20 protein-coding genes and 1 pseudogene are annotated in these 23,363 nt (G+C 67.9%); 15 read left to right on the forward strand and 6 right to left on the reverse strand.

The window, feature by feature from the left end; all coding sequences use genetic code 11:
• The first annotated feature begins 75 nt into the window (after positions 1 to 75).
• Together J2S53_RS19965 and J2S53_RS19970 are read left to right on the forward strand one after the other, a co-directional pair.
• On the forward strand, positions 76 to 1,014 hold the full coding sequence (locus J2S53_RS19965) for an ABC transporter ATP-binding protein (protein WP_456242840.1): 939 nt from the start codon (positions 76 to 78) through the stop codon (positions 1,012 to 1,014).
• Positions 1,011 to 1,751, forward strand: coding sequence for an ABC transporter permease (locus J2S53_RS19970; RefSeq protein ID WP_456242275.1), 741 nt, complete (start codon positions 1,011 to 1,013; stop codon positions 1,749 to 1,751). Before J2S53_RS19965 ends, J2S53_RS19970 begins: the two co-directional genes overlap by 4 nt.
• Positions 1,752 to 1,795: 44 nt before the next feature.
• Here J2S53_RS19970 and J2S53_RS19975 read toward each other — a convergent pair whose 3' ends face one another.
• Complete coding sequence (locus J2S53_RS19975; RefSeq protein ID WP_456242276.1) at positions 1,796 to 3,373, reverse strand: dolichyl-phosphate-mannose--protein mannosyltransferase; 1,578 nt, start codon at positions 3,371 to 3,373, stop codon at positions 1,796 to 1,798.
• An 11-nt stretch (positions 3,374 to 3,384) separates the two neighbouring features.
• On the opposite strand from J2S53_RS19975, the gene rsmI reads away from it, so the two are divergent.
• From rsmI to J2S53_RS20000, 5 genes and pseudogenes are all read left to right on the forward strand, one after another.
• Positions 3,385 to 4,245: a 16S rRNA (cytidine(1402)-2'-O)-methyltransferase gene (rsmI, locus tag J2S53_RS19980; RefSeq protein WP_456242277.1), complete on the forward strand. Its 861-nt coding sequence runs from the start codon at positions 3,385 to 3,387 to the stop codon at positions 4,243 to 4,245.
• A 60-nt stretch (positions 4,246 to 4,305) separates the two neighbouring features.
• Complete coding sequence (gene upp, locus J2S53_RS19985) at positions 4,306 to 4,929, forward strand: uracil phosphoribosyltransferase (RefSeq protein ID WP_092974623.1); 624 nt, start codon at positions 4,306 to 4,308, stop codon at positions 4,927 to 4,929.
• A gap of 466 nt (positions 4,930 to 5,395) precedes the next feature.
• Positions 5,396 to 6,781, forward strand: a complete 1,386-nt coding sequence (locus tag J2S53_RS19990) for a glycoside hydrolase family 18 protein (protein ID WP_456242278.1) — start codon at positions 5,396 to 5,398, stop codon at positions 6,779 to 6,781.
• Positions 6,782 to 7,071: 290 nt separating this feature from the next.
• A complete protein-coding gene (locus tag J2S53_RS19995; protein ID WP_456242279.1) occupies positions 7,072 to 8,253 on the forward strand; it encodes a glycosyltransferase in 1,182 nt (393 codons plus the stop codon).
• An 860-nt stretch (positions 8,254 to 9,113) separates the two neighbouring features.
• Positions 9,114 to 9,326, forward strand: a pseudogene (locus J2S53_RS20000) (DUF5825 family protein); the annotation flags it as partial.
• Positions 9,327 to 9,463: 137 nt separating this feature from the next.
• Here the strand turns inward: J2S53_RS20000 and J2S53_RS20005 are convergent.
• Both J2S53_RS20005 and J2S53_RS20010 read right to left on the reverse strand, forming a co-directional pair.
• Positions 9,464 to 9,916 carry a flavodoxin family protein gene (locus J2S53_RS20005; RefSeq protein ID WP_092928184.1) on the reverse strand — a complete coding sequence of 151 codons (453 nt, stop codon included), beginning with the start codon at positions 9,914 to 9,916 and terminating at the stop codon, positions 9,464 to 9,466.
• Positions 9,917 to 9,997: 81 nt separating this feature from the next.
• Positions 9,998 to 10,315 carry a hypothetical protein gene (locus J2S53_RS20010; RefSeq protein WP_456242280.1) on the reverse strand — a complete coding sequence of 106 codons (318 nt, stop codon included), beginning with the start codon at positions 10,313 to 10,315 and terminating at the stop codon, positions 9,998 to 10,000.
• 247 nt (positions 10,316 to 10,562) lie between these two features.
• Between J2S53_RS20010 and J2S53_RS20015 the strand changes: the two genes are divergently transcribed.
• Positions 10,563 to 11,525, forward strand: coding sequence for a pentapeptide repeat-containing protein (locus J2S53_RS20015; protein ID WP_456242281.1), 963 nt, complete (start codon positions 10,563 to 10,565; stop codon positions 11,523 to 11,525).
• 584 nt (positions 11,526 to 12,109) lie between these two features.
• Here J2S53_RS20015 and J2S53_RS20020 read toward each other — a convergent pair.
• From J2S53_RS20020 to J2S53_RS20030, 3 genes are all read right to left on the reverse strand, one after another.
• Positions 12,110 to 13,792: a phospho-sugar mutase gene (locus J2S53_RS20020; protein ID WP_456242282.1), complete on the reverse strand. Its 1,683-nt coding sequence runs from the start codon at positions 13,790 to 13,792 to the stop codon at positions 12,110 to 12,112.
• 46 nt (positions 13,793 to 13,838) lie between these two features.
• Positions 13,839 to 14,657 carry a purine-nucleoside phosphorylase gene (locus J2S53_RS20025; RefSeq protein ID WP_092974645.1) on the reverse strand — a complete coding sequence of 273 codons (819 nt, stop codon included), beginning with the start codon at positions 14,655 to 14,657 and terminating at the stop codon, positions 13,839 to 13,841.
• Positions 14,658 to 14,789: 132 nt separating this feature from the next.
• Complete coding sequence (locus J2S53_RS20030) at positions 14,790 to 16,592, reverse strand: protein kinase domain-containing protein (RefSeq protein ID WP_456242841.1); 1,803 nt, start codon at positions 16,590 to 16,592, stop codon at positions 14,790 to 14,792.
• 563 nt (positions 16,593 to 17,155) lie between these two features.
• On the opposite strand from J2S53_RS20030, the gene mbhE reads away from it, so the two are divergent.
• From mbhE to mnhG, 7 genes are read left to right on the forward strand one after another with little or no spacing between them, the layout of a single operon-like run.
• A complete protein-coding gene (gene mbhE / locus J2S53_RS20035; RefSeq protein WP_456242283.1) occupies positions 17,156 to 19,522 on the forward strand; it encodes a hydrogen gas-evolving membrane-bound hydrogenase subunit E in 2,367 nt (788 codons plus the stop codon).
• Positions 19,519 to 20,085: an MnhB domain-containing protein gene (locus J2S53_RS20040; RefSeq protein ID WP_130469164.1), complete on the forward strand. Its 567-nt coding sequence runs from the start codon at positions 19,519 to 19,521 to the stop codon at positions 20,083 to 20,085. Before mbhE ends, J2S53_RS20040 begins: the two co-directional genes overlap by 4 nt.
• Positions 20,082 to 20,504, forward strand: coding sequence for a Na(+)/H(+) antiporter subunit C (locus tag J2S53_RS20045; RefSeq protein ID WP_092974654.1), 423 nt, complete (start codon positions 20,082 to 20,084; stop codon positions 20,502 to 20,504). The genes J2S53_RS20040 and J2S53_RS20045 overlap by 4 nt, the downstream gene beginning before the upstream one ends.
• Positions 20,501 to 22,036, forward strand: a complete 1,536-nt coding sequence (locus J2S53_RS20050; RefSeq protein WP_456242284.1) for a Na+/H+ antiporter subunit D — start codon at positions 20,501 to 20,503, stop codon at positions 22,034 to 22,036. Before J2S53_RS20045 ends, J2S53_RS20050 begins: the two co-directional genes overlap by 4 nt.
• A complete protein-coding gene (locus J2S53_RS20055) occupies positions 22,029 to 22,643 on the forward strand; it encodes a Na+/H+ antiporter subunit E (protein WP_456242285.1) in 615 nt (204 codons plus the stop codon). Before J2S53_RS20050 ends, J2S53_RS20055 begins: the two co-directional genes overlap by 8 nt.
• Positions 22,643 to 22,909 carry a monovalent cation/H+ antiporter complex subunit F gene (locus J2S53_RS20060; protein ID WP_092928174.1) on the forward strand — a complete coding sequence of 89 codons (267 nt, stop codon included), beginning with the start codon at positions 22,643 to 22,645 and terminating at the stop codon, positions 22,907 to 22,909. The genes J2S53_RS20055 and J2S53_RS20060 overlap by 1 nt, the downstream gene beginning before the upstream one ends.
• The gene (gene mnhG / locus J2S53_RS20065; protein WP_456242286.1) at positions 22,906 to 23,256 is read left to right on the forward strand and encodes a monovalent cation/H(+) antiporter subunit G; all 351 of its coding nucleotides are present in this window, start codon (positions 22,906 to 22,908) and stop codon (positions 23,254 to 23,256) included. The genes J2S53_RS20060 and mnhG overlap by 4 nt, the downstream gene beginning before the upstream one ends.
• Positions 23,257 to 23,363 lie beyond the last annotated feature (107 nt).

A 23,363-nucleotide genomic window follows, 5' to 3' on the forward strand; every position in this document is an offset into this window, starting at 1 on the left:
TCGACCACCCCGGTCACCGACATCGGTGATCGCTGTTCCTACCGCACCGTCCCTGTGGGCAGCAGGCTCGGGGACATGTTCGAAGAAGTCGTCAACGTCGACCGGGTGCGCTGCTCCTACGGTTCCTTCGAGGCCGTTCGCGGCGTGCGGTTCGACATTCGTGCCGGTGAGCTGTTCGCGTTGCTCGGCACCAACGGTGCGGGCAAGACCACACTGCTGGAAACCGTCGAAGGGCTCCGCCCGGCCACCGAGGGAAGCGTACGGGTGTTCGGCAAGGACCCGTGGCGGCAGCGGGCCGAGGTTCGTCCCCGCACCGGGATCATGCTGCAGCAGAGCGGATTCGCCGGGGAACTCACCGTGCTGGAGACGGCCCGGTTGTGGCGCGCCATGCTCCCGAACGCGAAGGACCCGCGCACCGCCCTGGAAACCGTCGGGTTGCGGCACCGCGAGCGGGTTCGCGTCAAGCTGCTCTCCGGTGGTGAGCGCCGTCGGCTGGATCTGGCGCTGGCCACACTGGCCCGCCCCGAGCTGCTGTTCCTCGACGAACCCACCAGCGGGCTCGATCCGGAGTCGCGAAGGGCCAGCTGGGAACTGGTGGCCGGGTTGCTGGCCGAGGGAACCACCGTGCTGCTGACCACGCACTACCTGGAGGAGGCCGAGCGGCTGGCCCACCGGCTGGCGATCATGCACCGCGGCGGGATCGCACTGTCGGGAACGCTGTCCGAGGTGCTGTCCGCCGAGAGCGCCCGCATCCGGTTCTCCGTCTCCGCGCGAGCTCCCGGACTCCCGGAGCTGGCCGGCGAGGTGGAACGGGACGACACGGGCCGGGTGGACATCCGCACCGAGTCGTTGCAGCCCGATCTGCACCGGGTGCTCGACTGGTCGCGGGAACACGGGATCCACCTCAGCGGCCTGCGCGCCCGGCAGGCCTCCCTGGAGGACGTCTTCCACGCGGTACGCGAGAGCGACGGCCGTCCCGGTCGGGCAACACAGCAGGAGGTGAAGTTCCGATGAGTACACCGCTGCGGACACCACATACCGCGGTACCGGCGCTGCTGCGTGCCGAACTCAACCTGTTGCTGCGCAACCGTACTGTCGCGGTGACCGCCACGCTGCTTCCCGTGGTGCTGGGGCTGCTGCTGACCAGGACCTCCGGGCCCTCGACGGCGGTGCCCGCCCTGGCGATGCAGGTCCTGACGATCCTGGGGTTCACCGTCTACCTGACCGTGACCACCACCCTGACCAGCAGACGCCAGGAGCACTACCTCAAGCGGCTCTGCTGCGCCGCGCCCTCTCCGACGACCGTGCTCAACTCGCTGGTGCTCGTGCCCGCGCTGCTCGCCGTGGCGCAGCTCGCTGTGGTGCTCGCGGTCGGGCTGCGGCTGCTCGCTCCGCTGCGGGTGGAGGCGCTGTTCCTACTGCTGGCGGTGCTGGCGGGCACGGTCTGCTGCGCCGTCGTGGGGGTGGCCACCACCGGTTTCACCTCCAGTGCCGAGCACGCCCAGATCACCACGCTGCCGTTCCTGCTGTTGCTGCTCGGTGGTGGGGCGGGTTCGGCCGTGGCGGGGCAGGCCGCTCAGCCGTTGCGGTTCACCCCCGGCGGTGCGGTTACCGATCTGGTACGGCATGCCGTGGCCCCGGGCGAGGGCGTGTTCACCGCGACGCTTACGGATCTGGTGGTGCTGGCCGCGTGGACGCTGCTGGCTTTGTTGGTGGCGCGGCGCACCTTCCGCTGGGAGCCGCGCAGCTGATCGGAGTTCTCCGGGGATTCCGGGGCGCTCGCGGCCGGGCCCGCTCACCGCCACGAGGGGAGCCAGAGCTCGGCCGCCCAGCGCGCCTCGGTGATCGGGAAACCGTTCAGGATCGGCCACAGCCACACGAAGTTGGCCACTACCAGTCCGACGTAGAGCGCGACCACCAGCAGACCTGTCTTGCGGCGTTCGGTGCTCGCGTTCGAACGCCCGAGGATCTCGCCGAGCACCAGCACGATCCCCAGCACCAGGAAGGGGGCCAGCGGTGTGGCGTAGAAGTAGTACATCTGCCTGTCGAGGTTGACGAACCAGGGCAGGTAACCGGCGCAGTAGCAGACCAGCACCGCGGCGTAGCGCCAGTCCAGCCGTCCGACGGCACGCCACACCGCCCAACCCGCGACCGGCAGCGCCACCCACCACAGTGCCGGGGTCCCCAGCAGCATCGTGGCCTGCACGCAGTCGCCCTGGCCGCAACCGGGCATCCCGGACTCGTAGTAGTAGAGCATCGGCCGCATGCCCATCGGCCAGGACCACGGCTTCGACTCCCAAGGGTGCGGATCGTCGCCGGTGACCAGATGAGTGTGGAACTCCAGCACGTTGAAGTGGTAATACAGCAGTGATCGCGCCACGTCGGGCAGGAAACCGAATCCCACGTCGTCCGCGACGGCCGCCGCGTGCCGGTCGGTGGCCGTCTCGCTCGCGTACCAGGCGGCCCAGGTGGCGAAGTAGACCACCAACGGCAGTACGAACAGCGATGCGAACGCGGGCAGGGCGTCCCGCAGCAACGCGCCGCGCCACGGGCGTGCCACTCCCGCGCTCCGCCGGGCCAACGCGTCCCAGACAAGGCTGAGCAGGCTCAGGGCCAGCACGAAGTAGATGCCGCTCCACTTCACCCCGCACGCCAGCCCCAGCAGGAGGCCCGCGCCGAACCGCCACCAGCGGAATCCCAATCTGGGACCCAGCTCCGATTCCCCGATCCGCTGTTCGGTGACGACCAGCGCCAGGCGGGAACGCATTCGGTCGCGATCCACCAGCAGACAGGCGAACGCGGCGAGCACCAGCACGGCGTGGAAGATGTCCAGCATGCCAACGCGCGCCTGCACGTGGCTGAGCCCGTCGCAGATCAGCAGGATTCCCGCCAACGCGCCCAGCAGGGTGGAACGCGTCATGCGGCGCGCGATGCGCACCAGCAGCAGCACCATCAGCGTGCCAGCGACCGCGGCGCTGAACCGCCAGCCCAGCGGGGTGTATCCGAACAGCCACTCGCCGACCGCTATCAGGTGTTTGCCCACCGGCGGGTGGGCCACCAGCTCGTAACCGGGATTGTCCTCGAAGCCACCGTTGCGCAGCATCTGCCACGCCTGCGGGACGTAGTGCTTCTCGTCGAAGATCGGGGTGCCGTCGTCGGTCGCCTGCCCCAGTCGCCAGAAACGGACCACACCCGCCAGCAGCGTGACCACCAGGGTCACGATCCATCCGCGCAGGCGATCCGTCGGTTCTCTCGGCGACAACAGTTTCGCCCGGTCGTGTTCGCCGGGATACCGGACCGGCGGGGTTTCGCCGTCGCGAACGGCTTCGTCGCGGGCGCTGCTGGCACCGGAGCTCGGCACGAGGACGTTCACACGCAAATCGTATGGTGGTTCTCGTGACTGACGAATCCGGATCGGGCACATTGTTGCTGGCGGCCACCCCACTCGGCGACGCGCGCGACGCCTCGCCGAGGCTGACCGAGGCGTTGGCCACGGCCGACGTCGTCGCCGCCGAGGACACCAGGCGGGTCCGTGCGCTGGCCGGTTCGCTGCGAGTGGCTCCATCCGGGCGGGTGCTGAGCTATTACGACGCGGTGGAGGAGAGCAGGCAGTCCACGCTGCTGGAGGCGCTGCGCGGTGGTTCGACCGTGTTGTTGGTCACCGACGCGGGGATGCCCAGCGTCTCCGATCCCGGTTACCGCCTGGTCGCGGCGTGCGCGTCGGAGGGCCTGCCCGTGACCTGTCTGCCCGGCCCCAGCGCGGTGACCACCGCGTTGGCGCTGTCCGGGCTCCCCAGCGACCGGTTCTGCTTCGAGGGATTCCCACCGCGCAAGTCCGGGCCGCGCAGACGCTGGCTGGCCGGTCTGGTGGCCGAGCAGCGCACCGCCGTGTTCTTCGAGGCACCGCATCGCATAGCCGACACGCTCGACGACGCGGTGACCGTGCTCGGCTCACGGCGACGTGCCGCGGTGTGCCGGGAGCTGACCAAGACCTACGAACAGGTTCGTCGTGGTGAGCTGGGCGAACTCGCCGAGTGGGCACGGGAGGGCGTGCGCGGCGAGATCACCGTGGTGCTCGCCGGAGCGGAAACCGCGGCACCGGAGGACCCCGCGGAACTCGTGGCCCAGGTCGAACAGCGTGCGGCCACCGGGATGCGACTCAAGGACGCGGTGGCCGAGATAGCCGAGATGGGCGGAGTGCGCAAGAAGGACCTCTACGACGCGGTGCTGGCGGCACGCGGCTGACGCGATCCCCGCCGAGGGTGAGCAGCGGACTTCCACGGACTTGCCGATACCGTGGCGGTCATGGATGTGCGGGTCATCGATCACCCCTTGACGCGGGCGCGACTGTCCACCATGCGTGACGCGCGGACCGACAACGCGGCGTTCCGGGCCGCGCTGCAGGAACTCACCCTGATGCTGCTCTACGAGGCGATCAGGGACGCCGAGGTGGCCGAGGAGTCCATCCACACCCCCGTGGCCCGCACCACCGGGTACCGGCTGGCGAACCCGCCGCTGCTGGTGCCGGTGCTGCGCGCCGGGCTCGGTATGGCCGACCAGGCCCACCGGCTGATCCCGGAGGCGCAGATGGGATTCGTCGGCCTGGCCAGGGACGAGGAGACGCTGCGTCCCACGCCCTACATGGAGTCGCTGCCGGACGACCTCTCGCGGCGTCCGGTGATCGTGCTCGATCCGATGCTTGCCACCGGCGGGTCGATGGTCCACACGATCGGACTGCTGCATCAGCGTGGCGCGAGCGACGTCACCGCGATCTGCACGCTGGCGGCCCCGGAAGGGATCGACCGGTTGTCGGAGTCGGGGCTTCCGATTCGCGTGGTCACGGCGAGTGTGGACGAACGACTCAACGAGTCCGGGTTCATCGTCCCCGGGCTGGGTGATGCCGGCGATCGTGAGTACGGACCCCGGTAGCAGAACTTCGCTGCCTCGGTTTCCGTGGTCGGTTGCTTGGCGGAACCTCTCGCGCGGCTCTCGCTCCGGGAGGCCCGACATCGGGTAGCGACCTACACAACGTCGGGCCTTCCTCGCGAGAGTCGCGCCAGCGAACCCGCGGCGGTGCCGACTGCGACAGTGGCTGGGGTTCGGCCTGCGTCGAAGCGGCTCGGCGATTTCGCGAGAGATTGACGGTGCCGCGCTGTGTGTCGAGTCACCATCGTGTGCGCGGCAGTGGGAGCACCACGGCGCCCCGAGTGTGGAAGTGTCGGTCCAGTGTGGAACCAGTGCTTCGTTTCCGCTGTTGAGCGGCATTCGCTGCTTCACGGATCCGGTTTCGTGGTCCTGCGTCCGAACGGGTGAAAGATTGGTCCATACCTTGACCAAACTTGGTCTAGACCACACGGTGTTGGGCATCCCGTACCGATCCCATCGGGAGTGAGCGATGTCTCTGAGTACACGTTCGACGTGGCGATTATCAGCACTGGCAGCCGGAGCCGCGCTGTTCACGGGGCTGTTGGCCGCACCGGCCACTGCCACCGGCGTTGACGGTTCCACCGAGCAGGGCGCGGATCGCGCGGCCACCGCCGAGGCGGCTGCCCAAAGTGGATCCCGCAAGGTCGGCTACTTCACACAGTGGTCGATCTACGACCGGCAGTTCTACATCAACGATCTGGTCACCTCGGGTACCGCCGAGAAACTGACCCACATCAATTACGCGTTCGGAAACCTGGATTCCTCCGGGCAGTGCTTCACCGGTAACCAGGCCGGTGAGGCCGACGCGTGGGCCGATTACCAGAAGCGGTTCTCGGCGGCCAACTCCGTCGACGGCGTCGCCGACACCTGGGACCAGCCGTTGGCGGGCAATCTCCACCAGCTGGCCGAGCTCAAGGAGATGTATCCCCACCTCAAGGTCTACATCTCGCTGGGCGGCTGGTCGTGGTCGGACGACTTCCACACCGCGGCCGCGACGCAGCAGTCCCGCGCGCAGCACGTGAAGTCCTGCATCGACATGTGGTTGCGGGGCAACCTGCCGAAGCTCGGCGGTTCGCCGCAGGGCGGCGAGGGCGTCGCGGCGGGCATCTTCGACGGCGTCGACATCGATTGGGAGTGGCCCGCTTCCGAGGGCGGCCCCGGCACCATCGTGGATCCGGCCGACAAGCAGAACTACACCGCCCTGTTGCGGGAGTGGCGCAGCCAGCTCGACGGTCTGGAAGCCGAGACCGGCGAGACCTACGACCTGACCGCTTTCCTGCCCGCCTCACCCGAGAAGATCGACGCGGGCTTCGAGGTGAACAAGGTCTTCGACTCGCTGGACTTCGCCACCGTGCAGGGCTACGACCTGCACGGCGCCTACGAGGAGACCACCAACCACCAGTCCGCGCTGTACAGCCCGGCCGGTGATCCCTCCACCGAGCGGTTCAGCGTCGACAAGGCGATCGACACCTATCTTGACAGAGGGGCTCCGGCGAACGAACTGGTGCTCGGAGTCCCGTTCTACGGCCGAGGCTGGACCGGGGTTCCGGACCAAAACAACGGCCTGTTCCAGACCTCCACCGGACCCGCTCCCGCCACTTACGAAGCGGGATACGAGGACTACAAGGTGCTCAAGGACAAGGTCGGTCAGTACACGATCCACCGTGACGAACAGGCGGGCTTCGCGTGGCTGTTCGACGGCAACACGTTCTGGACCTTCGACGATCCCGTGGAGATCGCCAGGAAGATGGACTACGTCAACGGCAACGGTCTGGGCGGCGCCATGATCTGGTCGCTGGACGGTGACACCGCGGACGGTGAACTGATGACCGCCATCGACGAGAACCTGAACTGATCCCTTCCCAGGCATGGGCCACGTGGCGGGCCCATGGTCCGCCCCGGCGATCCCCGTCGCCGGGGCGGATTTCCGCGGCGCGGCGATTTCGCGAGAAATCGACGCCAGCCGGGGAGGCACCGCCGCCACCGCCGCGCTGGAGCGGCGAACGGCGTTGATTACCGATTGTGACCGCGTGTCCGGCCGATCATGCCGTCCGAACATCACTAACCCGGCGTACGCACGTTGTTGAGGTGGGGTTCGCACTGCCGGTGGGGTCCTTTTCCGGGGACGCATGGCAAGCTGTGCGTGTGGTATCACGACATAACGCTGTCCGAGGTGCTCTGCTGGCCGCGACGGTGGGCGGGACCGTGTATCGCAGCCTGCGCACCCTTCGGAAAGCGCGAGCCATTCTGCCGTTGGAGCAGCAGCCGGCGAGTACCGTGCTGCCGCCTACCGTGACCGTGGTGGTTCCCGCGCGCAACGAGGAAGACGTGCTGGACAACTGTCTGCGCGGCATCCGCGAGCAGACCTACGGTTGCGCACGTGGCCCGGACGACGAGGAACCCGCCCTGCGGGTCGTGGTGGTGGACGACGGTTCCACCGACGGTACCAGCGAGATCGCTGCCCGCCACGCGGCCGAGGACCCGCGAGTACGGGTCGTACGCAGCGAGGGGCCGCCGTCGGGATGGACCGGCAAGGTGCACGCGATGCACGTCGGTGTCGAGGCCGCTGGCGAGCCAGAGGCCGGTGAGTGGCTGATGTTCGTCGACGCCGACACCGTGCTCGCTCCCGAACTGCTGGCGAAGCTGCTGGCGACCGCGGAACACGCGGACGCCGATCTGGTCTCCACACCGGGTGGGCCGCCGGCCGAACACTCGGCGAGCTGGCCGATACTGATGCCCGCCGGGCTGCAGATGATCGGTGAGAACGCCGATCCGGTCGGCAAGGGAAGCAAGGCGTTCGCCATCGGCCACTGCATCCTGCTGCGTCGCTCGCACTACGAGAAGATCGGCGGCTGGGCGGCGCTGTCCGGACGTCGCAACGAGGACATCGCCATCGCCACCACCGTACGCGATCACGGCGGGATCACCAGGGTTGTGGAAGGGCTCTCGTACGCGACCACCAGCGGTATGGACCCATTCCGGCAGGGGTGGGACTCCTTCCGCAAGAGCTTCGTGGCGGGGACCAACGGTTCGCTTCCGCTGTTGCTCGGCATCGGGTTCGGCCAGATCTCGCTGTCGCTGGCCTCTCCGGCGATCTTCGCGGCGGGAGTGCGTGGTCGGAATCCGGCGTTGATCGCGCTCGGCTCACTCGGTTGGACGGCACAGAGCGCGACGCACGCCCGCACCGCGCGCGTCATGCACGCGGGACCCTGGTTGGCACCGGCCGCACCGTTCACCAACGCGGTCTTCGGCTGCATCATGCTGCACGGTGCGCTGGAGGTGGCGCGGGGAGTGACCAGCTGGAAGGGACGCGCCGCGAAGTTCTGAAGCGGGGCATCGTCCCTGGTCGATCTCGTGTGGTGTGTAACGTCGCCGTTGATCGAATACACGAGAGCCTCACGGCGGATTGTCGCGAGATCGCGGTCCGCTGCCCGAACGTACGGCAGACGCGCCCCGTGTTGAACACGTTTTGAATTTTTCCGCGTACATTTCGTGATCGCGCTCCTTTTTCGGTTCGTCGCTGGGGAATGCTTCGGCTGATGACGCCGGGGAGCGGTGACCAACTTTCCATGTCGCTTCGACGCTCCCGACTTCCGGACCCGCGGGATGCGGCGAACGGGCCAGTCGAGTCCGTCGAAATTTCCTGTTATCGGATCAGGGCGAATACCGGAAGATTTGGATAGTGTCCGGTGTGGAATCCACGTCGGCAAGAACGGATTCCGTGACGGTTCTGAATGCCAATCCGGACTTCTTCTGCCACAGCATCGCCTCGAACAGGCTCGAACCCAAGCTCCTACTGGAGGGATCGAGCGGATGCTGGTGGGGCGAGAAACACCACTACACCTGCTGCGGACTGAACGGCTCGTTCATAAAGTCCCGCGGCAAGACATCGGAGTGCTGCTACGAGGAAATGGTCGATGTCGCCTACCTGTTCGATACGATTCCGACCGAAATAGTCGGAACGCCGGAGCGGAAACTGCCGCACGCGGTGGAGGAGTGGTCGACGACCCACTCGCGCAGCTGGCTCAAGTACGCGGTCACCGGCGACGAGACCGTGATTCTCGGTGCCAGACCGGCTTTTCCCGACACCGAGCTGGTGCTCGCGGATCCGTTCGAAACGGAGCTATTCCGCGTACTCGACCAGCCACGTTCGACTCGATACCTGAGGCGTAGCTTCGTAGACGAGACTGACCACCAAGCTCGACGAGTGGGCCGATTCCTGGTTCCCGTGCGAGTGCGTCCAGCGGGAAGGGCCGGGTTTTCTCCAGATCCGGGACAGGAGGGGATCGGCTGTGGAATGCTACACGGTGAGTGATCCGGAACTCGTTCGCGCGGCCCGTTCGCTGGCAGGTGGAACGACGCCCGACGGGATCGATTCCGGTACGAGGGAACGGTTCGCGGACAGTGGCCTCCTCGTGCGGTTGGGGTCTCTGAAGTGGTGGGCTCCCGCGAGGATTCAGCTGCGGGACTCTCTTCGGTTCGGGTTGTCCCCGCTCGTGTCGTCCCCCACGGAGACCTCGGGCACGGCGGCACTGACTCACTCCATCAGGTTCGCCGCCACGGTGGCGCCGAGCTCCCAGCACGCGTCCAAGCCCGTCGAGTCGGGTTGTCCGGTGAGATCCACCGGTTCGGCGACCTGCTGCCATCCCAGTCCGGTGGTTATGGAACGAGCGGCCCGGAGCGCGCCCTCGGTGCCCTCGTTGCCGTGCACGTAGATGCCGAACGGCCTGCCCCCGGTGGCGTCCAGACACGGGTAGTAGATCTGGTCGAAGAAGTGCTTGAGCGCGCCCGACATGTAGCCGAGGTTGGCCGGGGTGCCCAGCAGGTACCCGTCGGCCGCCAGCACGTCGGCGGCAGTGGCGGACAGCGCGGCCCTGCGCACCACCTCGACACCCTCGATCTCGTCGGTGGTCGCCCCCTCGACGACCTTCTCGAACATCGCCTGCATCCCCGGTGAAGGGGTGTGGTGCACGATCAGCAGTCGGGCCATGCCGTCAGTCTAGGAGTCCGGTGTCTCCCCGAGGGCGAGGCGGCTGGGGCGGGGTTTTCCCGGCGGCGGGAACGCCGGTACTCAGCAGCGGTTCTCCCACCAGTTCCCGTTGGTCCACGTGGGGACCGGGACTGTTTTGGCGATGTAGAGCTCGTCCAGCGGTGCGACGTGGGAGCGAAGCTCCCTGGCGAGATGCCTCGGCAGGGCTCGGAGCGCGCGTTCCAGCGTGTCCCTTTCGAACGGGGCGATGAACTCGGTGAGGTCGTTGTGCTCGCCCTGAAGTTTCGCGGTGGGGGCATGACAAGCCCACTTCCACTGCCTGAGCGCTACGCCCACGCTCGCCGCGTCGAGATCTTCGCGGTCCAGCCGGTCCAGGGCGTGTGCCACGCGGCGTGACACACCGGGAATCTCGCTCGTCGGACTCGTCCGTGGTGCGCGCCGAACGCGCGCGGGCCGGTTACGCGGCATCTTCCCTTCGGGAAGGGATCATCTCGGTAGCCATGTCCCGAACGTACCCTGCTCGTGCCCGTTCTTCGAATGCTTTTTCTCCGTAGCACGGCGTGGTGGCCGCATCACCGGAGATTTCGGGTGCGGAGTTCGCCGATCCCGGCCAATCGCGCCGCGGTGTTTGCCATGATCGGGAACCGTGGCACGTTCCCAGCCAACCCCGGAAGTTCCCCGGGTGCTCAGCAACAGGGCGATCACGATCGGCGCCGTCGTGGTCGTCGGGATCACGCTGCTCTCGACGACCCTGCTGGTGGTCGTGCTGCGGGACGCGCCGCCCAAGGTGATCCTGGAAGCCGTGCGCACCTCCGCGAGCATCGGAGTGGGCACGGGCGGCGCCGCCGCTCTCTGGTTGGCGGCCCGGCGGCAGCGCAGCACCGAGGTCAGCATTCTGCGACGGGATCACGATGCCACCGAGACCCGGGTCACCGAACTCTACGGCAGGGCCGCCGAGCAGCTCAGCACCGACAAGGCCCCGGTCCGGCTGGCCGGGATCTTCGCCCTGGAACGGCTGGGCCAGACCTACCCGACGCACCGGCAGACGATCGTCGATCTCATCTGCGCCTATCTGCGGATGTCCCCGGAGGCACCGGACGAACAGCCGAGTCCCGAGCACGGCGGCCCCCAGGAGTTCGAGGTGCGGCAGGCCGCGCAGCAGGTGCTGGTCACCCACCTGCGGCTGGACGAGGAACCGGCGGAGGACTCGCTGTTCTGGCCGGACATAGCGCTGAACCTGTCCGGAGCCGTACTGCACACCTTCACGTTCTCCCGATGCCGCGTGCGTTCGGCCACCTTCGCCGATGCCAGTTTCCACGGTCCGGCCGTGTTCCGGGGGACGCTGTTCGAGCGGCAAGCCGATTTCCGAGGAGTGCGATTCAGCGGCCTCGGGGATTTCCGCCGCGTCGGCTTCGAGGGCGAGGGCGTGACATTCCGAGGCGCGACCTTCGCGGGAGAGGTGGACTTCGGCACGCACACCACTGCCGCACTCACCGGGGCGATGACCCGGTTGGACGACGACACGCGCCGGAAATGGCCCGCCGACTGGACCGAACGACCGTTGCCCGACGAGCCGGGTTGGGCCGAGCTCGTGGCGCGGCGGGGCTGAATCCCGCGAAACCGAGCTCGTGGGGGATCGTCGCCCATCCCGATCGGAAGATCCGAACGGAAGAATCGACCGGAGATTTCCGACACGATGGAACCGAACGCGCTCGTGCTGCGTCAGATCCATGATGCTCCGGACAGGAACGGAGCCATCCGGTTCGACACCGGTCGAATCGAGGGAACGTTCGGCATGGGAGTCAGGGAAGTGACCTATTCGCTCCGATCCGGCAATGAGGCGGATGCCGCGAAACCCGCTGTGCGTAGAACAGCGTGGCGACGTTCCGGCTCCGTCGCGGTCGGGCGGTCGGAAGGCGTGGCTTGGGGGTCACGCCACGCGGCTTGGCGGTCGCGTGCCGCCGCCGTGACGGTCCCGCGGAACCGTGTCGCCCACGGTCTTCGTACGGTACGGCCTACTCGTGTGCGCTTCGGTCGGTACGTGAGCCTACCGGTGGACACCACCGCACGGCTTGGTGGTCGCGCGGGTCCCTCGTAGGCGATCGCGCTTTTCGATACCGGCACACGAGTCGGGTCGTTTTACCGCTTCCTACCGAGGGGAGCAGCGGTTCCCGAACGGTCGGGCCCGCGTTCTCAGAAGTCGACCAACGAACGAACCTCCGAGCTGAGGCTGGCGAGCAGTTCCCGCGCACGGCCGCGCGCGGCTGTCAGCCCCGACACCCGATCCGGTCCCTCGACGGGGACGATGGTCTGCAGATAGCACTTGAGCTTGGGCTCCGTCCCGGAAGGACGGATCACCACCCTCGGTCTTCCGGTCTCCTCGTCGCCCGCGTCCCGCAGAATCAGCACATCGGCCTCGGGCAGCAGGTCACGTGTTTCCACCGGTGTTCCGGCCAGTTCGGTCGGCGGGTTCCGCCGCAGCAGTCGCATCGTCTCCGCCCTCGTCTCCGGATCCGTCATGCGTACCGTGATCTGTTCCGTCTCGTGCACCCCGTGTTCGATCTCCAGCTCGGCCAGCCGTTCCGACAGTGTCGTGCCGTCACGTGCCAGCGTGGCCGCGAGTTCGCAGGCCAGTACCGCCGTGGCGATCCCGTCCTTGTCCCGCACGTGATCCGGGTCGACGCAGTGCCCGAGCGCTTCCTCGTAGGCGTAGACCAGTCCGCCGCCACTGCCGTCGCCCGCTCGCATCAGCCACTTGAAGCCGGTCAGCGTCTCGTCGTAACGCGCCTCGTGCGCGCGTGCCACCGATTCCAGCATGGACGAGGAGACGATCGTGGTCGCCACCAGCGGATCCGGGTTGGTTTTCCTGTCAATTGTGGACAGTACGTGATCGCCGAGCAGTACTCCGGTCTCGTCGCCCCGCAGCATCCGCCAGCCGCCCTCCCGGGTGGGCACGCCCAGCGCGCATCTGTCGGCGTCCGGATCCAGCGCCACGGCGAGATCGGCGTCGACGTCACGTGCCAGTTCGAGCACGGCGTCGGTGGCGCCCGGCTCCTCGGGGTTGGGAAATTCCACGGTCGGGAAGTCCGGATCGGGTTCCCGCTGTGCTGTGACGAAGTACGTGTCGGTGAAACCGGCGATCCGCAAGGCCCGTTCCAGCGGTTCGGCCCCCACACCGTGCAGTGCCGTCACCGCCACCCTTAGCCCGCCGGCACCGTCCCCGACGAGCTCGGCCACTCGTTCGAGGTATTCGGGCAGGGCACGCTCGTAGTGATGCCAACCGTGCTCCCGGGGCACGGTGTCGGCGGCCCCCACCTCGGAGATGGCATCCTCGATCTCGGCGTCGTACGGTGCGACAAGCGGGTCGCCTCCCGCCAGGTAGACCTTGTAACCGTTGTCGGTGGGCGGGTTGTGCGAAGCGGTCAGTTGTACCCCCGCGACGGCTCCCAGCGCCCGTGTCGCGCGGGCCAGCACCGGGGTGGGCAGCGGTTCCGGCAGTACCCGCACCTCGAAACCGGCCGCGCACAGCACGTCGGCCGCGTCCGCGGCGAACCGGCGGGAACCGTGCCTGGCGTCGTGGCCGACGACCACGGTGCCCACCGTGCCGCGTCGACGAAGCCAACCGGCCAGACCGGCGGTCGTGCGGATCACCACGGCGCGGTTCATCCCGTTCGGTCCCGCCCGGAGCGGCGCGCGAATCCCGGCCGTGCCGAAGGCGGGCGATCCCGCCACGCGATCCGCGAGCTCGGCCGCGGCGTCCGAGTCCCCGTTCGCCGCACGCCGCGTCAACTCGGACAGCTCCGCGTGGTCGGCCTCGTCGACCTCACCCGCCAGCCACTCCCGCGCGGCTTCCAGGACTCGTTGTTCCCGGGACATCACGATCACCTCCGGCGATGCGCGCCGATCGGGCCGGAGAACCAGCTCAGGCGCGCTCGGCCAGCGAGCGCAACAGCTTGCCCATCCTGCCCGCGGCGGCCCTGCCCGCCTCCAGCACTTCCTGGTGGTTCAGCGGTTCCCCGGTCATACCGGCCGCGAGGTTGGTGACCAGCGACAGCCCGAACACTTCGGCACCTCCCGCGCGTGCGGCGATCGCTTCCTGCACTGTGGACATGCCCACCAGCTCGGCACCCAGGGTGCGCAGCATCCGGATCTCGGCGGGCGTCTCGAAGTGCGGTCCCGGCATGCACGCGTAGACGCCCTCGGTCAGCGAGGGGTCGATCGAGGTCGCGATCTCGCGCAGCCGCGTCGCGTACAGGTCGGTGAGGTCGACGAACCTGGCTCCCACCAGTGGGGAGCGGGCCGTCATGTTCAGGTGGTCGCTGATGAGCACCGGCTGCCCCACGCTCATGTCCTCGCGCAGACCGCCCGCGGCGTTGGTCAGCACCACCGTGCGACAGCCCGCCGCCACGGCGGTCCGCACCCCGTGGACGACCTTTTCCACCCCGCGACCCTCGTAGAGGTGGGTTCGGCCGAGCAGCACCAGGACCCGCTTGTTCCCGATTCGCAGCGAGCGGATCCTGCCGGTGTGTCCCACCGCCGCCGGGGGGTCGAAACCGGGCAGTTCGGACATGTCGAGTTCGCTGTCGGGCGAGCCCAGCTCCTCGGCCGCGGGCTGCCATCCCGAACCGAGCACCACAGCCAGGTCGTGACCGGCGACTCCGGTCAGCTCGGCCAGGGTCGCCGCCGCGTTGCTCGCCACGGCCGCCGGATCGGGCAACTCCGATGTGGTGGAAGACGTCACAGTCGGTCAGCCTAACCAACGAGCCCGTCACGAGTCTCTCGCCCGTGCCGGAGGTCGCTCGGAACCGTGGTTCGTCCTCGCCGTGTTCGAGGGCGCTTCGCGCGATCGGGAGTCGGCCTGTTCGGCGAGTGGTCAGCCTTGGGTCTCGAACTGGTTCACGGTTCGTGCCAGCAGTCGTTGCGCCTCTGGCATCGTGGCGGAAGTGGTCACCCGCACGATCCACAGATCACCGCCGCGAGGCATCAGCCGAGCCGCCACGTGACGCAGCAGTGGCTCCCGCGCCGTCGAATTCGCGTCGTACGAGTTGATAATCACGTTGTACGTCAGCTGCGTATCTCGCGCCGCGCGCCTCGAATCGTTGCCGATGGGGGTCCTGGAACGCATCTCGAAGGTGTTGTTCGCGCCGCGCTGCCTCTCCTCGAGGGCGGTTATGTAGCCCTCCGTGGTGTAGCCGCGCTCGTAGTAGCCCCCGAACCGCTGCACCGCCAGCTCCGTCCGCCCGCCAGGGGAAACGAATCGAGCGGTCATGCTGCGGGTCGGGGTCTCACTGGTGTACTCCTGGTAGCGGCTCCACCCCACGGGTACGGGCATGGAGTAGTAGCCGCCACCACCGTCGTTGCGATGTTCCAGCGTTCCGTTGTTCCCCTCCAGCTCCACGAGTTCCCGTTGCTGGAGTGTCTCGGGTCCCGAGTCCTCGAAGTCCGGGAACACGTTCCCGCTCACGAATGCTCGGATTCCCAGGAACGAGGTGCCCGCGGCAGTCATGAACAGCAGCACCGCCGCCAGCGTCAGCAGCAACACGCCGAGCGGCGAGCGACGCTTCCGCTGCCTCGGTGGCTCGCTGGGGGTGAACGGCAGTGGTCCCGGATCGGCCGCGAGTGGTGCCGATCCCGGTTCGTCCGGTACCCCGCCCGAAGCGGCGAGGCTGTCGGAGAACCCACCGCTGTACTGCGGACCGTTGTCGTGCTGGGAACCGCTGCCGGAGGCCTCCCTCGACCCTCGGCCGGACTCCGAGGCGGGCTCCGCGGGCCACGAGGACCGCCTGCCCGGTTCCGAATCGGACCCCTCCGGCAGCGGTGTCCGCACCGTCGCCGATTCCTCGGGGACCAGCCCCGCGAACGGCTCCGCGCCGGGATCCGGCAGCAGCGGTTGCACGAGACCGCGCACCTCGCGCAGTGACATGCGTCGTCGCGGATCCTTGACCAGCAGTGCCGTGATGACCTCACCGATCGGGCCGGGTCTGGCGGTGCCGGGGACGGGGCCGTTGACCACCGAGTTGATGGTGGCGACCGGATTGTCGTCGGTGTCGTACGGCGGCACGCCCTCCGCGGCGGCGTACAGGGCCGCACCCAGCCCCCAGAGGTCGGCCGCGGCGGTGACGGTCTCGCCTGCCGCCACCTCCGGAGCGATGAACGCCGGAGTGCCCAGCATGATCCCGGTGCGGGTGAGCGTGGGCTCGGCCACGTTGCGGGAGATTCCGAAGTCGCTGAGCTTGATCCGCCCGTCCGCGGCCAGCAGGATGTTGCCCGGCTTCACGTCCCGGTGCACCACACCGGCCTGGTGCGCGGTCTCCAGCGCCGAGGCGACCGAGTCGATCACGACGGCGAGTTGGCCGTCGTCCATCGGACCGTGGTCGGCGATGATGCTCGCCAGGCTGTGCGAGGGCACCAGCTCCATCACCACGAACGGCTCGTCGCCCTCGCGGGCGACGTCGTAGAGGGTGACCACGTTGGGATGGACCACCACCGCGGTGGCGCGTGCCTCCCGCAGCGTGCGTTCGCGGATCTCCGCGGCCTCGGCCTCCGGGATGCCCGGTGGTAGCCGCACAGCCTTGATGGCGACCGGCCTGCGCAGCAGTTCGTCCATGCCGGACCAAACCGAGCCCATAGCGCCGCCGCCGATTCTGGCGCGCATTCGGTATCGGTCGGCGATCAGCCGACCGATACCGCTTTCTTCCGGTTCCTCCTCGGGCACGCCCCGATTGTCCAACAGCCCGCCACGACTGCTCCACAAGGTGTTCGGACGACTTCACGACGGCGTGGTGCCCGGTACGGCGGCCCCGCACCGCCGTACCGGCCGACTTCCGGGAGTGAACGGGCAAATCCGGCGAAGTGCCCCCGTTCGTGTTCCCGGCGTGTTACGGACAGTGAACTTTCCCACGTGATCGGCTCTTCCGGGAGTCGGCCGCACGGCCGATTCGCCGCCGAAACCGGCGGAAACGCTCCGACAGGCCGCGAAACACCCTGGTCCGCGGGCCGGAACGATCGGGTGTTTCGGGCGATCGTGGGCTAAGTTTGACGGTGATCGGGCCATCGTGACTGGTCCGGACAGCACAGACGCGGTATCGCTCGGGGCTCGTAACCGGTCCGCCACCACGGCGGCAGGTGGTGGCGGAAGCACCGTCGTACGGACCGTGTCGCGTCGCCGACGGCCCGCAACGCCACGGCGGCCCCGCAACGCCACAGCAGACCCGCAACGCCACAGCAGGGGAGGTATTCGTGCTCGCGCTGGTGATCTCGCACCTGCTGGTGGCGTTCCTGCTGCCTCCGGTCGCGATGCGCCACACCCGCGCCGCCTACCTCGTGGCCGCGCTGCCGCCCGCCGCTGCGCTGTGCTGGGCGCTGGCGCACGCGGCGGCGGTGCTGGCCGGTAATCAGCCCGTCGAGCGGGTGACCTGGTCGGCAACGCTGGGGCTGGAGTTCGTGTTCCGGCTGGACACCCTGGCGCTGGTGATGACGCTACTGGTGTCGGGGATCGGTGTGCTCGTCCTGCTGTACTCCAGGTGGTACTTCGAGACCCCGAGCGGGGACGCGAAACGCTCCGCCCCGCTGTTGTTGGCCTTCGCGGGTGCCATGTTCGGACTGGTACTGGCCGACCACCTGCTCACCCTCTACATCTTCTGGGAACTGACCACGATCTGCTCGTTCCTGCTCGTCGGTCAGTCCGGGGTGAGCAGGGAATCCCGCAGGGCCTCACTGCAGGCCCTGCTGGTGACCACGCTGGGCGGCCTGGTGATGCTGCTGGGGTTCATCGTGCTCGGCGAGACGAGCGGCACCTACCGGATCTCGGAACTGGCTGCCGAACCGCCCACCGGCTCCGCTGCCGCGATCGCCACCGGGCTGATTCTGGTAGGGGCGTTCACCAAGTCGGCGCAGGTTCCGTTCCACAACTGGCTGCCCGCCGCGATGGTCGCACCCACCCCGATCAGCGCCTACCTGCACGCCGCCTCCATGGTCAAAGCGGGCGTCTTCCTGGTCGGAAGGCTCACGCCGGTACTGTCCGAAGTGTCCTATCTGCCCGTGGTGACCGCGGTGTTCGGTCTGGTCACCATGTTCGTGGGCGGTTGGCGTGCGCTGCGGGAGTACGACCTCAAACTGCTGCTGGCCTACGGCACTGTCAGCCAGCTGGGATTCCTGATGGTGCTGGCGGGCTCCGGGAGCTACACCGGAGAGCTGGCACTGGCGGGCATGCTGCTGGCCCACGGTGCCTTCAAGGCCACGCTGTTCCTGGTCATCGGTATCGTCGATCACCAGACCGGCACCAGGGACATCCGTGAACTCTCGGGGGTCGGTCGCCGTCTTCCCTGGGTGGCCGCGATGGCGGTGCTGGCCGCCATGTCCATGGCCGGGGTGCCTCCGATGATCGGCTTCGTGGCGAAGGAGGCCGCGTTCGAGGCCTATCTCGGCGCCGGGCCCGCGGTCGCGGTCGAGGCGGGGCTCGTACTGGGATCCGTGCTCACGGTGGCCTACACCGCACGACTGCTGGTCGGAGGTTTCGCCTCCAAACGCGACACGATGCCCACCGAGGTCCACCCCCCGCCCGCCGGGATGCTGCTCCCACCCGCCGTCACGGCGCTGCTGTGCCTGGCGCTCGGAGTCGCCTACCCGGTGACCGACGAACTCGCCGCCACCTACGCCGAACGATCCGTGGGCCACTCCGGGGAATACCACCTGGGACTCTGGCACGGTTTCAACCTCCCGCTGGTGTTCTCCCTGATCACACTGTTCGGTGGCCTGACGCTCGCCGCCTACAACGCCGGACTGAACCGGCTGCGTGACCGGTTGCCGAGCCCGCTCGACGCCCAGCGCGGCTACGAACGCGTCATGGGCTCGCTGGAGCGGCTCGCCGTCGGGGTCACCGGCCGGGTGCAGGTGGGTTCCCTGCCCACCTACCTCGGGATCATCCTGCTCACGGTGCTGGTCGTTCCCGGCTCGGTGCTGTTGATCAGGGTTACCCCGATCGAACAGCTGCGCTGGTGGGACAACGTGCTCCAACTGCCGCTGGCGCTGGTCATCCTGATAGCCGCGGCAGGGGTGCTCCGAGCGACACGACGGATCACGGCGGTGCTGCTCGTGGGAGTCATCGGCTACGCCATCGGTGGGATGTTCATCGTCGGTGGCGGTCCCGACCTCGCACTGACCCAGTTCCTGGTGGAGACCCTGACGCTGATCGCGTTCGTGCTGGTGCTGCGCCGGTTGCCCGCCCGGTTCACCGAGACTCCCTCCTCACTTCGAGTGCGGTTGCCGAAGGTGCTGATCTCGCTGGCGGGCGGAGTGTTCGTCGGGTTCGCCGCGCTGATCTTCAGCTCGGCGCGCGACACCCCCTCGGCGGTGAGCGGGGAGTACCTGGAACACGCGGAGGAGGGCACCTCCGCCACCAACGTGGTCAACGCGATCATCATCGACTTCCGTGCCTTCGACACCGTGGGCGAACTCTCGGTACTGGCCGTGGCCGCCACCGGAGTGGCCAGCCTGGTGCTCAGTGCCAGGTCCGCACGTCGCAGGAAACACGCCAGGTCCGACTGGGAATCCCTGGCCGCGGCCGGGCGGGCTCCCGACGAACGCGGCGGAAAGGGGCGCACATGACCGATCCCCGAGCATCCGACGGGCGGAGCGAAGCGGCCGAGGGTGCCTGGTTCCACTCCGACGCTCCGGCCGAGCGCTGGTTGCTCTCCGGTTACAGCCGGGATCCCCGGGAGCGGACCATCCTGCTGGAGCTCGTCGCGCGCGTGGTATTCCCGACAGTGATCGTCTTCTCGGTGTACCTGCTGTTCGCCGGGCACTACCGCTCCGGCGGCGGATTCAGCGGTGGTCTGGTGGCGGGGCAGGCATTCGTGCTGCGCTACCTCGCGGGCGGCAGACTGGACGACAGCTCCACGGTGTCCATGCGCCCACCGGTGCTGATCGGGATCGGACTGACGACCGCCGTGCTCACCGGTCTGGTTCCGGTGCTGTTCGGCGGTGTGGTGCTGGAGAGCGCGAGCTTCACCTTCGCCGTCCCGCTGCTCGGCAAGATCAAGGTGGTAAGCAGTCTGTTCCTGGACATCGGTGTCTATCTGTTGATCCTCGGAGTGGTGCTCGACCTGCTGCGCACACTCGGATCGGGAATCGAGGCCGACATCGCCGCGCCGGGAGGTGGTCCGCGATGAACACCGTGAACCTGACGATGGCGATCGTGCTCGGCGGGCTCTACGCCACCGGGTTCTACCTGCTGCTGCAGCGTTCCCTGATGCGCGTGCTGCTGGGCATCGTGATCCTCGGGCACGGCGCCAACCTGCTGTTGCAGCTGGCGGGTGGCAGTCAGGCCGGACGCCCCCCGATGCTCGGCGATGCCCCGATCGAGCGGATGGCCGATCCGTTGCCGCAGGCCATGGCCCTCACGGCCATCGTTATCACCTTCGCCTTGACCACATTCCTGCTCGCCCTCGCCTACCGCGCCTGGCAGTTGCTCGGGCACGACGAGGTGCAGGACGACGTGGAGGACCGCAGGATCCGCAGGTTGGAGGCCGAGTTGGCCGAAGGGGACGAGGAGACCGAGCGGGAACTGGATTCGGAGGCCACCCGGTGAGCGAACTGGTAGCCGTCCCGGTGCTGCTTCCGCTGGCGGCGGCCGGACTGTCCATGGCGTTCGGACGGTTCGCCGACGTGCAACGCCTGCTCGGGCTGCTGGTACTCGGCGTGATCGTCGTGGACGCGGCGGTGCTGCTGTACTTCGCCGATGTGCACGGACCGCTGGTGCTGCACCTCGGCGGTTGGGCCGCTCCGGTGGGGATCGCGCTCGTGGCCGACCGGCTGGCCGCGCTGCTGCTGCTGATCAGCGTGGTCGTGATGTTCGCGGTGCTGCTGTACTCCATCGGCCAGCGCATCACCGACTACGGGCGCGGAACCGCCAGCACCACCTTCCACCCCATCTACCTGGTGCTGTGTTCGGGAGTCTCACTGGCCTACTTGACCGGTGACCTGTTCAACCTGTTCGTGGCGTTCGAGATCATGCTCGCCTCCTCCTACGTGCTGATCAACCGGCGAACCACCGCGAGCCGGGTGCGGGCTGGGATGACCTACACGATCGTGAGCCTGTCCTCCTCGGTGCTGTTCCTGACCATGATCGGGCTGGTCTACGCCGCCACCGGCACGGTGAACCTGGCCGACCTCGCCCTGGAGATGGGGCAACTGCCGCCCGCGCCGGTGCGCGCACTCGCGCTGCTGATGGTCATCGTGTTCGGCGTCAAGTCGGCCATGGTTCCGCTGCACTTCTGGCTGCCGGACAGCTACCCCAACGCGCCCGCGCCGATCACCGCCATCCTCGCCGCGTTGCTGACCAAGGTCGGTATCTACGCCATGATCCGCACCCAGATCCTGGTCTTCGAACGCGAGCCGAGCTGGCCGCTGATGCTCACGCTGGCGATGGCGACGATGATCGTCGGCGCGCTCGGCGCGCTCGCGCAGAACGACCTCAACCGGATGCTGTCGTTCCTGCTCGTGAGCCACATCGGGTTCATGCTGTTCGGGCTCGGCGTCTACGACATCGCCGGGCTGACCGGGGTGATCCTCTACATCGTGCACCACATCACGGTGCAGGCCACGCTGTTCCTGGTCAGTGGTCTCATCACCCGCTACACCGGAACGGTCGCGCTGAGCAGGATGGGTGGTCTGGCCAAGATATCCCCGCTGGTGGCCGTGCTGTTCGCCGTGCCCGCGTTGAGCCTGGCCGGCGTGCCACCGTTCTCGGGCTTCGTCGCCAAGCTCGCGTTGCTGCGGTCCGGGATCGGGGTCGGCACGGTCTGGGGCTACGTTGCCACCGGAGTCGTGGTGTTGACCAGCCTGCTCACGCTCTACGCGGTGGCCCGGGTGTGGAGCCGGGCCTTCTGGGGCCAGGTGCGTGAGCCGGAGGGCGATCCCGACCCCACCGATGAGCTCGTCGTCGGTACCGGTGACACCTCGCCGGGGATGGTGCAGGCCACCGGGGTGCTGGTGCTGTCCACCGTGCTCGTCGCGGCACTCGCCGGGCCGCTCGCCGAGGTCAGCCAACGTGCCGCCACCGACCTGATCACCGGGGAGGCGTACCGCACGGCGGTGTTGGGAGGTGATTCCGGTGGTTGATCCCGAACCGCGCCATCGGCACCGGCGCCGCCGTGGCGGCGAGCACGTGATCAGCAGACGGCACCCGGTCGGGAGAGCCGTCCGCAGGTTGCCGTTGCTGGGCTGGCTGGTGCTGGTCTGGTTGCTGCTCTGGGGGACCTACGATTTCGGCACGATCTTCTTCGGGATCGTGGTGGGGCTGCTCGTCATCGGGTTCTTCCCGGCACCGCCGATCGCCACCGACATCCGGCTGCGTCCGCTGCGCGCCGGTCAGCTCGGGCTCTTCCTGGCATGGGATCTGGTGGTCTCCACGGGGCGAGTGGCTTTCGAGGCGGTCGTGCGGGGACCTCGGGTACGGGCGTCGATCGTGGCGGTGACGCTGGTCACCGACTCGGATCACCTGATGGCCATGGTGGCCAACGCGGTTTCGCTCGCCCCCGGCAATTTCGTGTTGCAGATCGATCGGGCCAACCGGATCTGTTACGTCTACGCGCTCGGTGCCGGTGAGAACGCCACCGAGCGGGTGCGACGTGAAGTGCTCGGCTGGGAGCGTCGAGTGGTTCGCGCGGTGGGAACGGGCGAGCAGGTGCGGTTGGTGGATCGGAATCATCGGTCGGAGGTCGGATGATGGGCGTGGTGTTCGCTATCACATTCGGTTTGTTGTGTCTGGCCGGATTGCTTTCTCTGGTGCGTTTGCTGCTCGGACGGGGCACTTTGGATCGCATAGTGGCGTTGGACGTGTTCATCACGTTGATCGTCGCCGCCACATGTGTGGGGATGGGCATGAACGAGGACGGATCGAATGTCGCGTTGGCCGCGGCATTCGCCCTGCTGGCGTTTATCGGTTCGGTCAGCGCCGCTCGTCTCGTCGAGAAGAAGGAGTCGCATCGATGAGCTGGCTGGATCTGTTCTCAGCGGTATGTCTGATAGCCGGTGCCCTGTCCTGTCTGTTCGGTGCGATAGGATTGTTGACTTTTCCCGATGTCGCGGCCCGGCTGCAGGCGGCGACCAAGCCGCAAACCCTCGGACTCGTGCTGATACTGCTCGGCAGCGCGGTCCATCTGGAAGTGCGATACGCCTCGGGGCTCATTCTGGTCGGCCTGTTCCAGGCCATAACGGCACCGGTGTTGGCCCAGCTCGTCGGGCGTGCCGCCTACCGGGCGGGCAGCGTTCGCCGTGAAACTCTCGACACCGACCACCTTGCGCGGCGGGTCGAACACGAACACGGCCGGACTTTGTGACCGGCGACATTTTTCGTGTTTCAACTGCATATCGTTTGGCGCTGGAGTTTCACATTCGGCGGAACAGTCTTTACCGTGGTTCGCTGTGATATGCGGTCCGCGCTGGG

This window comes from Actinopolyspora lacussalsi, assembly GCA_030803735.1.
Taxonomy (GTDB): domain Bacteria; phylum Actinomycetota; class Actinomycetes; order Mycobacteriales; family Pseudonocardiaceae; genus Actinopolyspora; species Actinopolyspora lacussalsi.

Excerpts from the sequence above, each read along its gene's own strand:
- J2S53_RS19965 (WP_456242840.1), top strand. The coding sequence starts at position 76 with ATGTTCGAAGAAGTCGTCAACGTCGACCGGGTGCGCTGCTCCTACGGT.
- J2S53_RS19970 (WP_456242275.1), top strand. The coding sequence starts at position 1,011 with ATGAGTACACCGCTGCGGACACCACATACCGCGGTACCGGCGCTGCTG.
- rsmI (WP_456242277.1), top strand. The coding sequence starts at position 3,385 with ATGGTGGTTCTCGTGACTGACGAATCCGGATCGGGCACATTGTTGCTG.
- upp (WP_092974623.1), top strand. The coding sequence starts at position 4,306 with ATGGATGTGCGGGTCATCGATCACCCCTTGACGCGGGCGCGACTGTCC.
- J2S53_RS19990 (WP_456242278.1), top strand. The coding sequence starts at position 5,396 with ATGTCTCTGAGTACACGTTCGACGTGGCGATTATCAGCACTGGCAGCC.
- J2S53_RS20005 (WP_092928184.1), bottom strand. The coding sequence starts at position 9,916 with ATGGCCCGACTGCTGATCGTGCACCACACCCCTTCACCGGGGATGCAG.
- J2S53_RS20020 (WP_456242282.1), bottom strand. The coding sequence starts at position 13,792 with ATGTCCCGGGAACAACGAGTCCTGGAAGCCGCGCGGGAGTGGCTGGCG.
- J2S53_RS20040 (WP_130469164.1), top strand. The coding sequence starts at position 19,519 with ATGACCGATCCCCGAGCATCCGACGGGCGGAGCGAAGCGGCCGAGGGT.
- J2S53_RS20045 (WP_092974654.1), top strand. The coding sequence starts at position 20,082 with ATGAACACCGTGAACCTGACGATGGCGATCGTGCTCGGCGGGCTCTAC.
- J2S53_RS20060 (WP_092928174.1), top strand. The coding sequence starts at position 22,643 with ATGGGCGTGGTGTTCGCTATCACATTCGGTTTGTTGTGTCTGGCCGGA.
- mnhG (WP_456242286.1), top strand. The coding sequence starts at position 22,906 with ATGAGCTGGCTGGATCTGTTCTCAGCGGTATGTCTGATAGCCGGTGCC.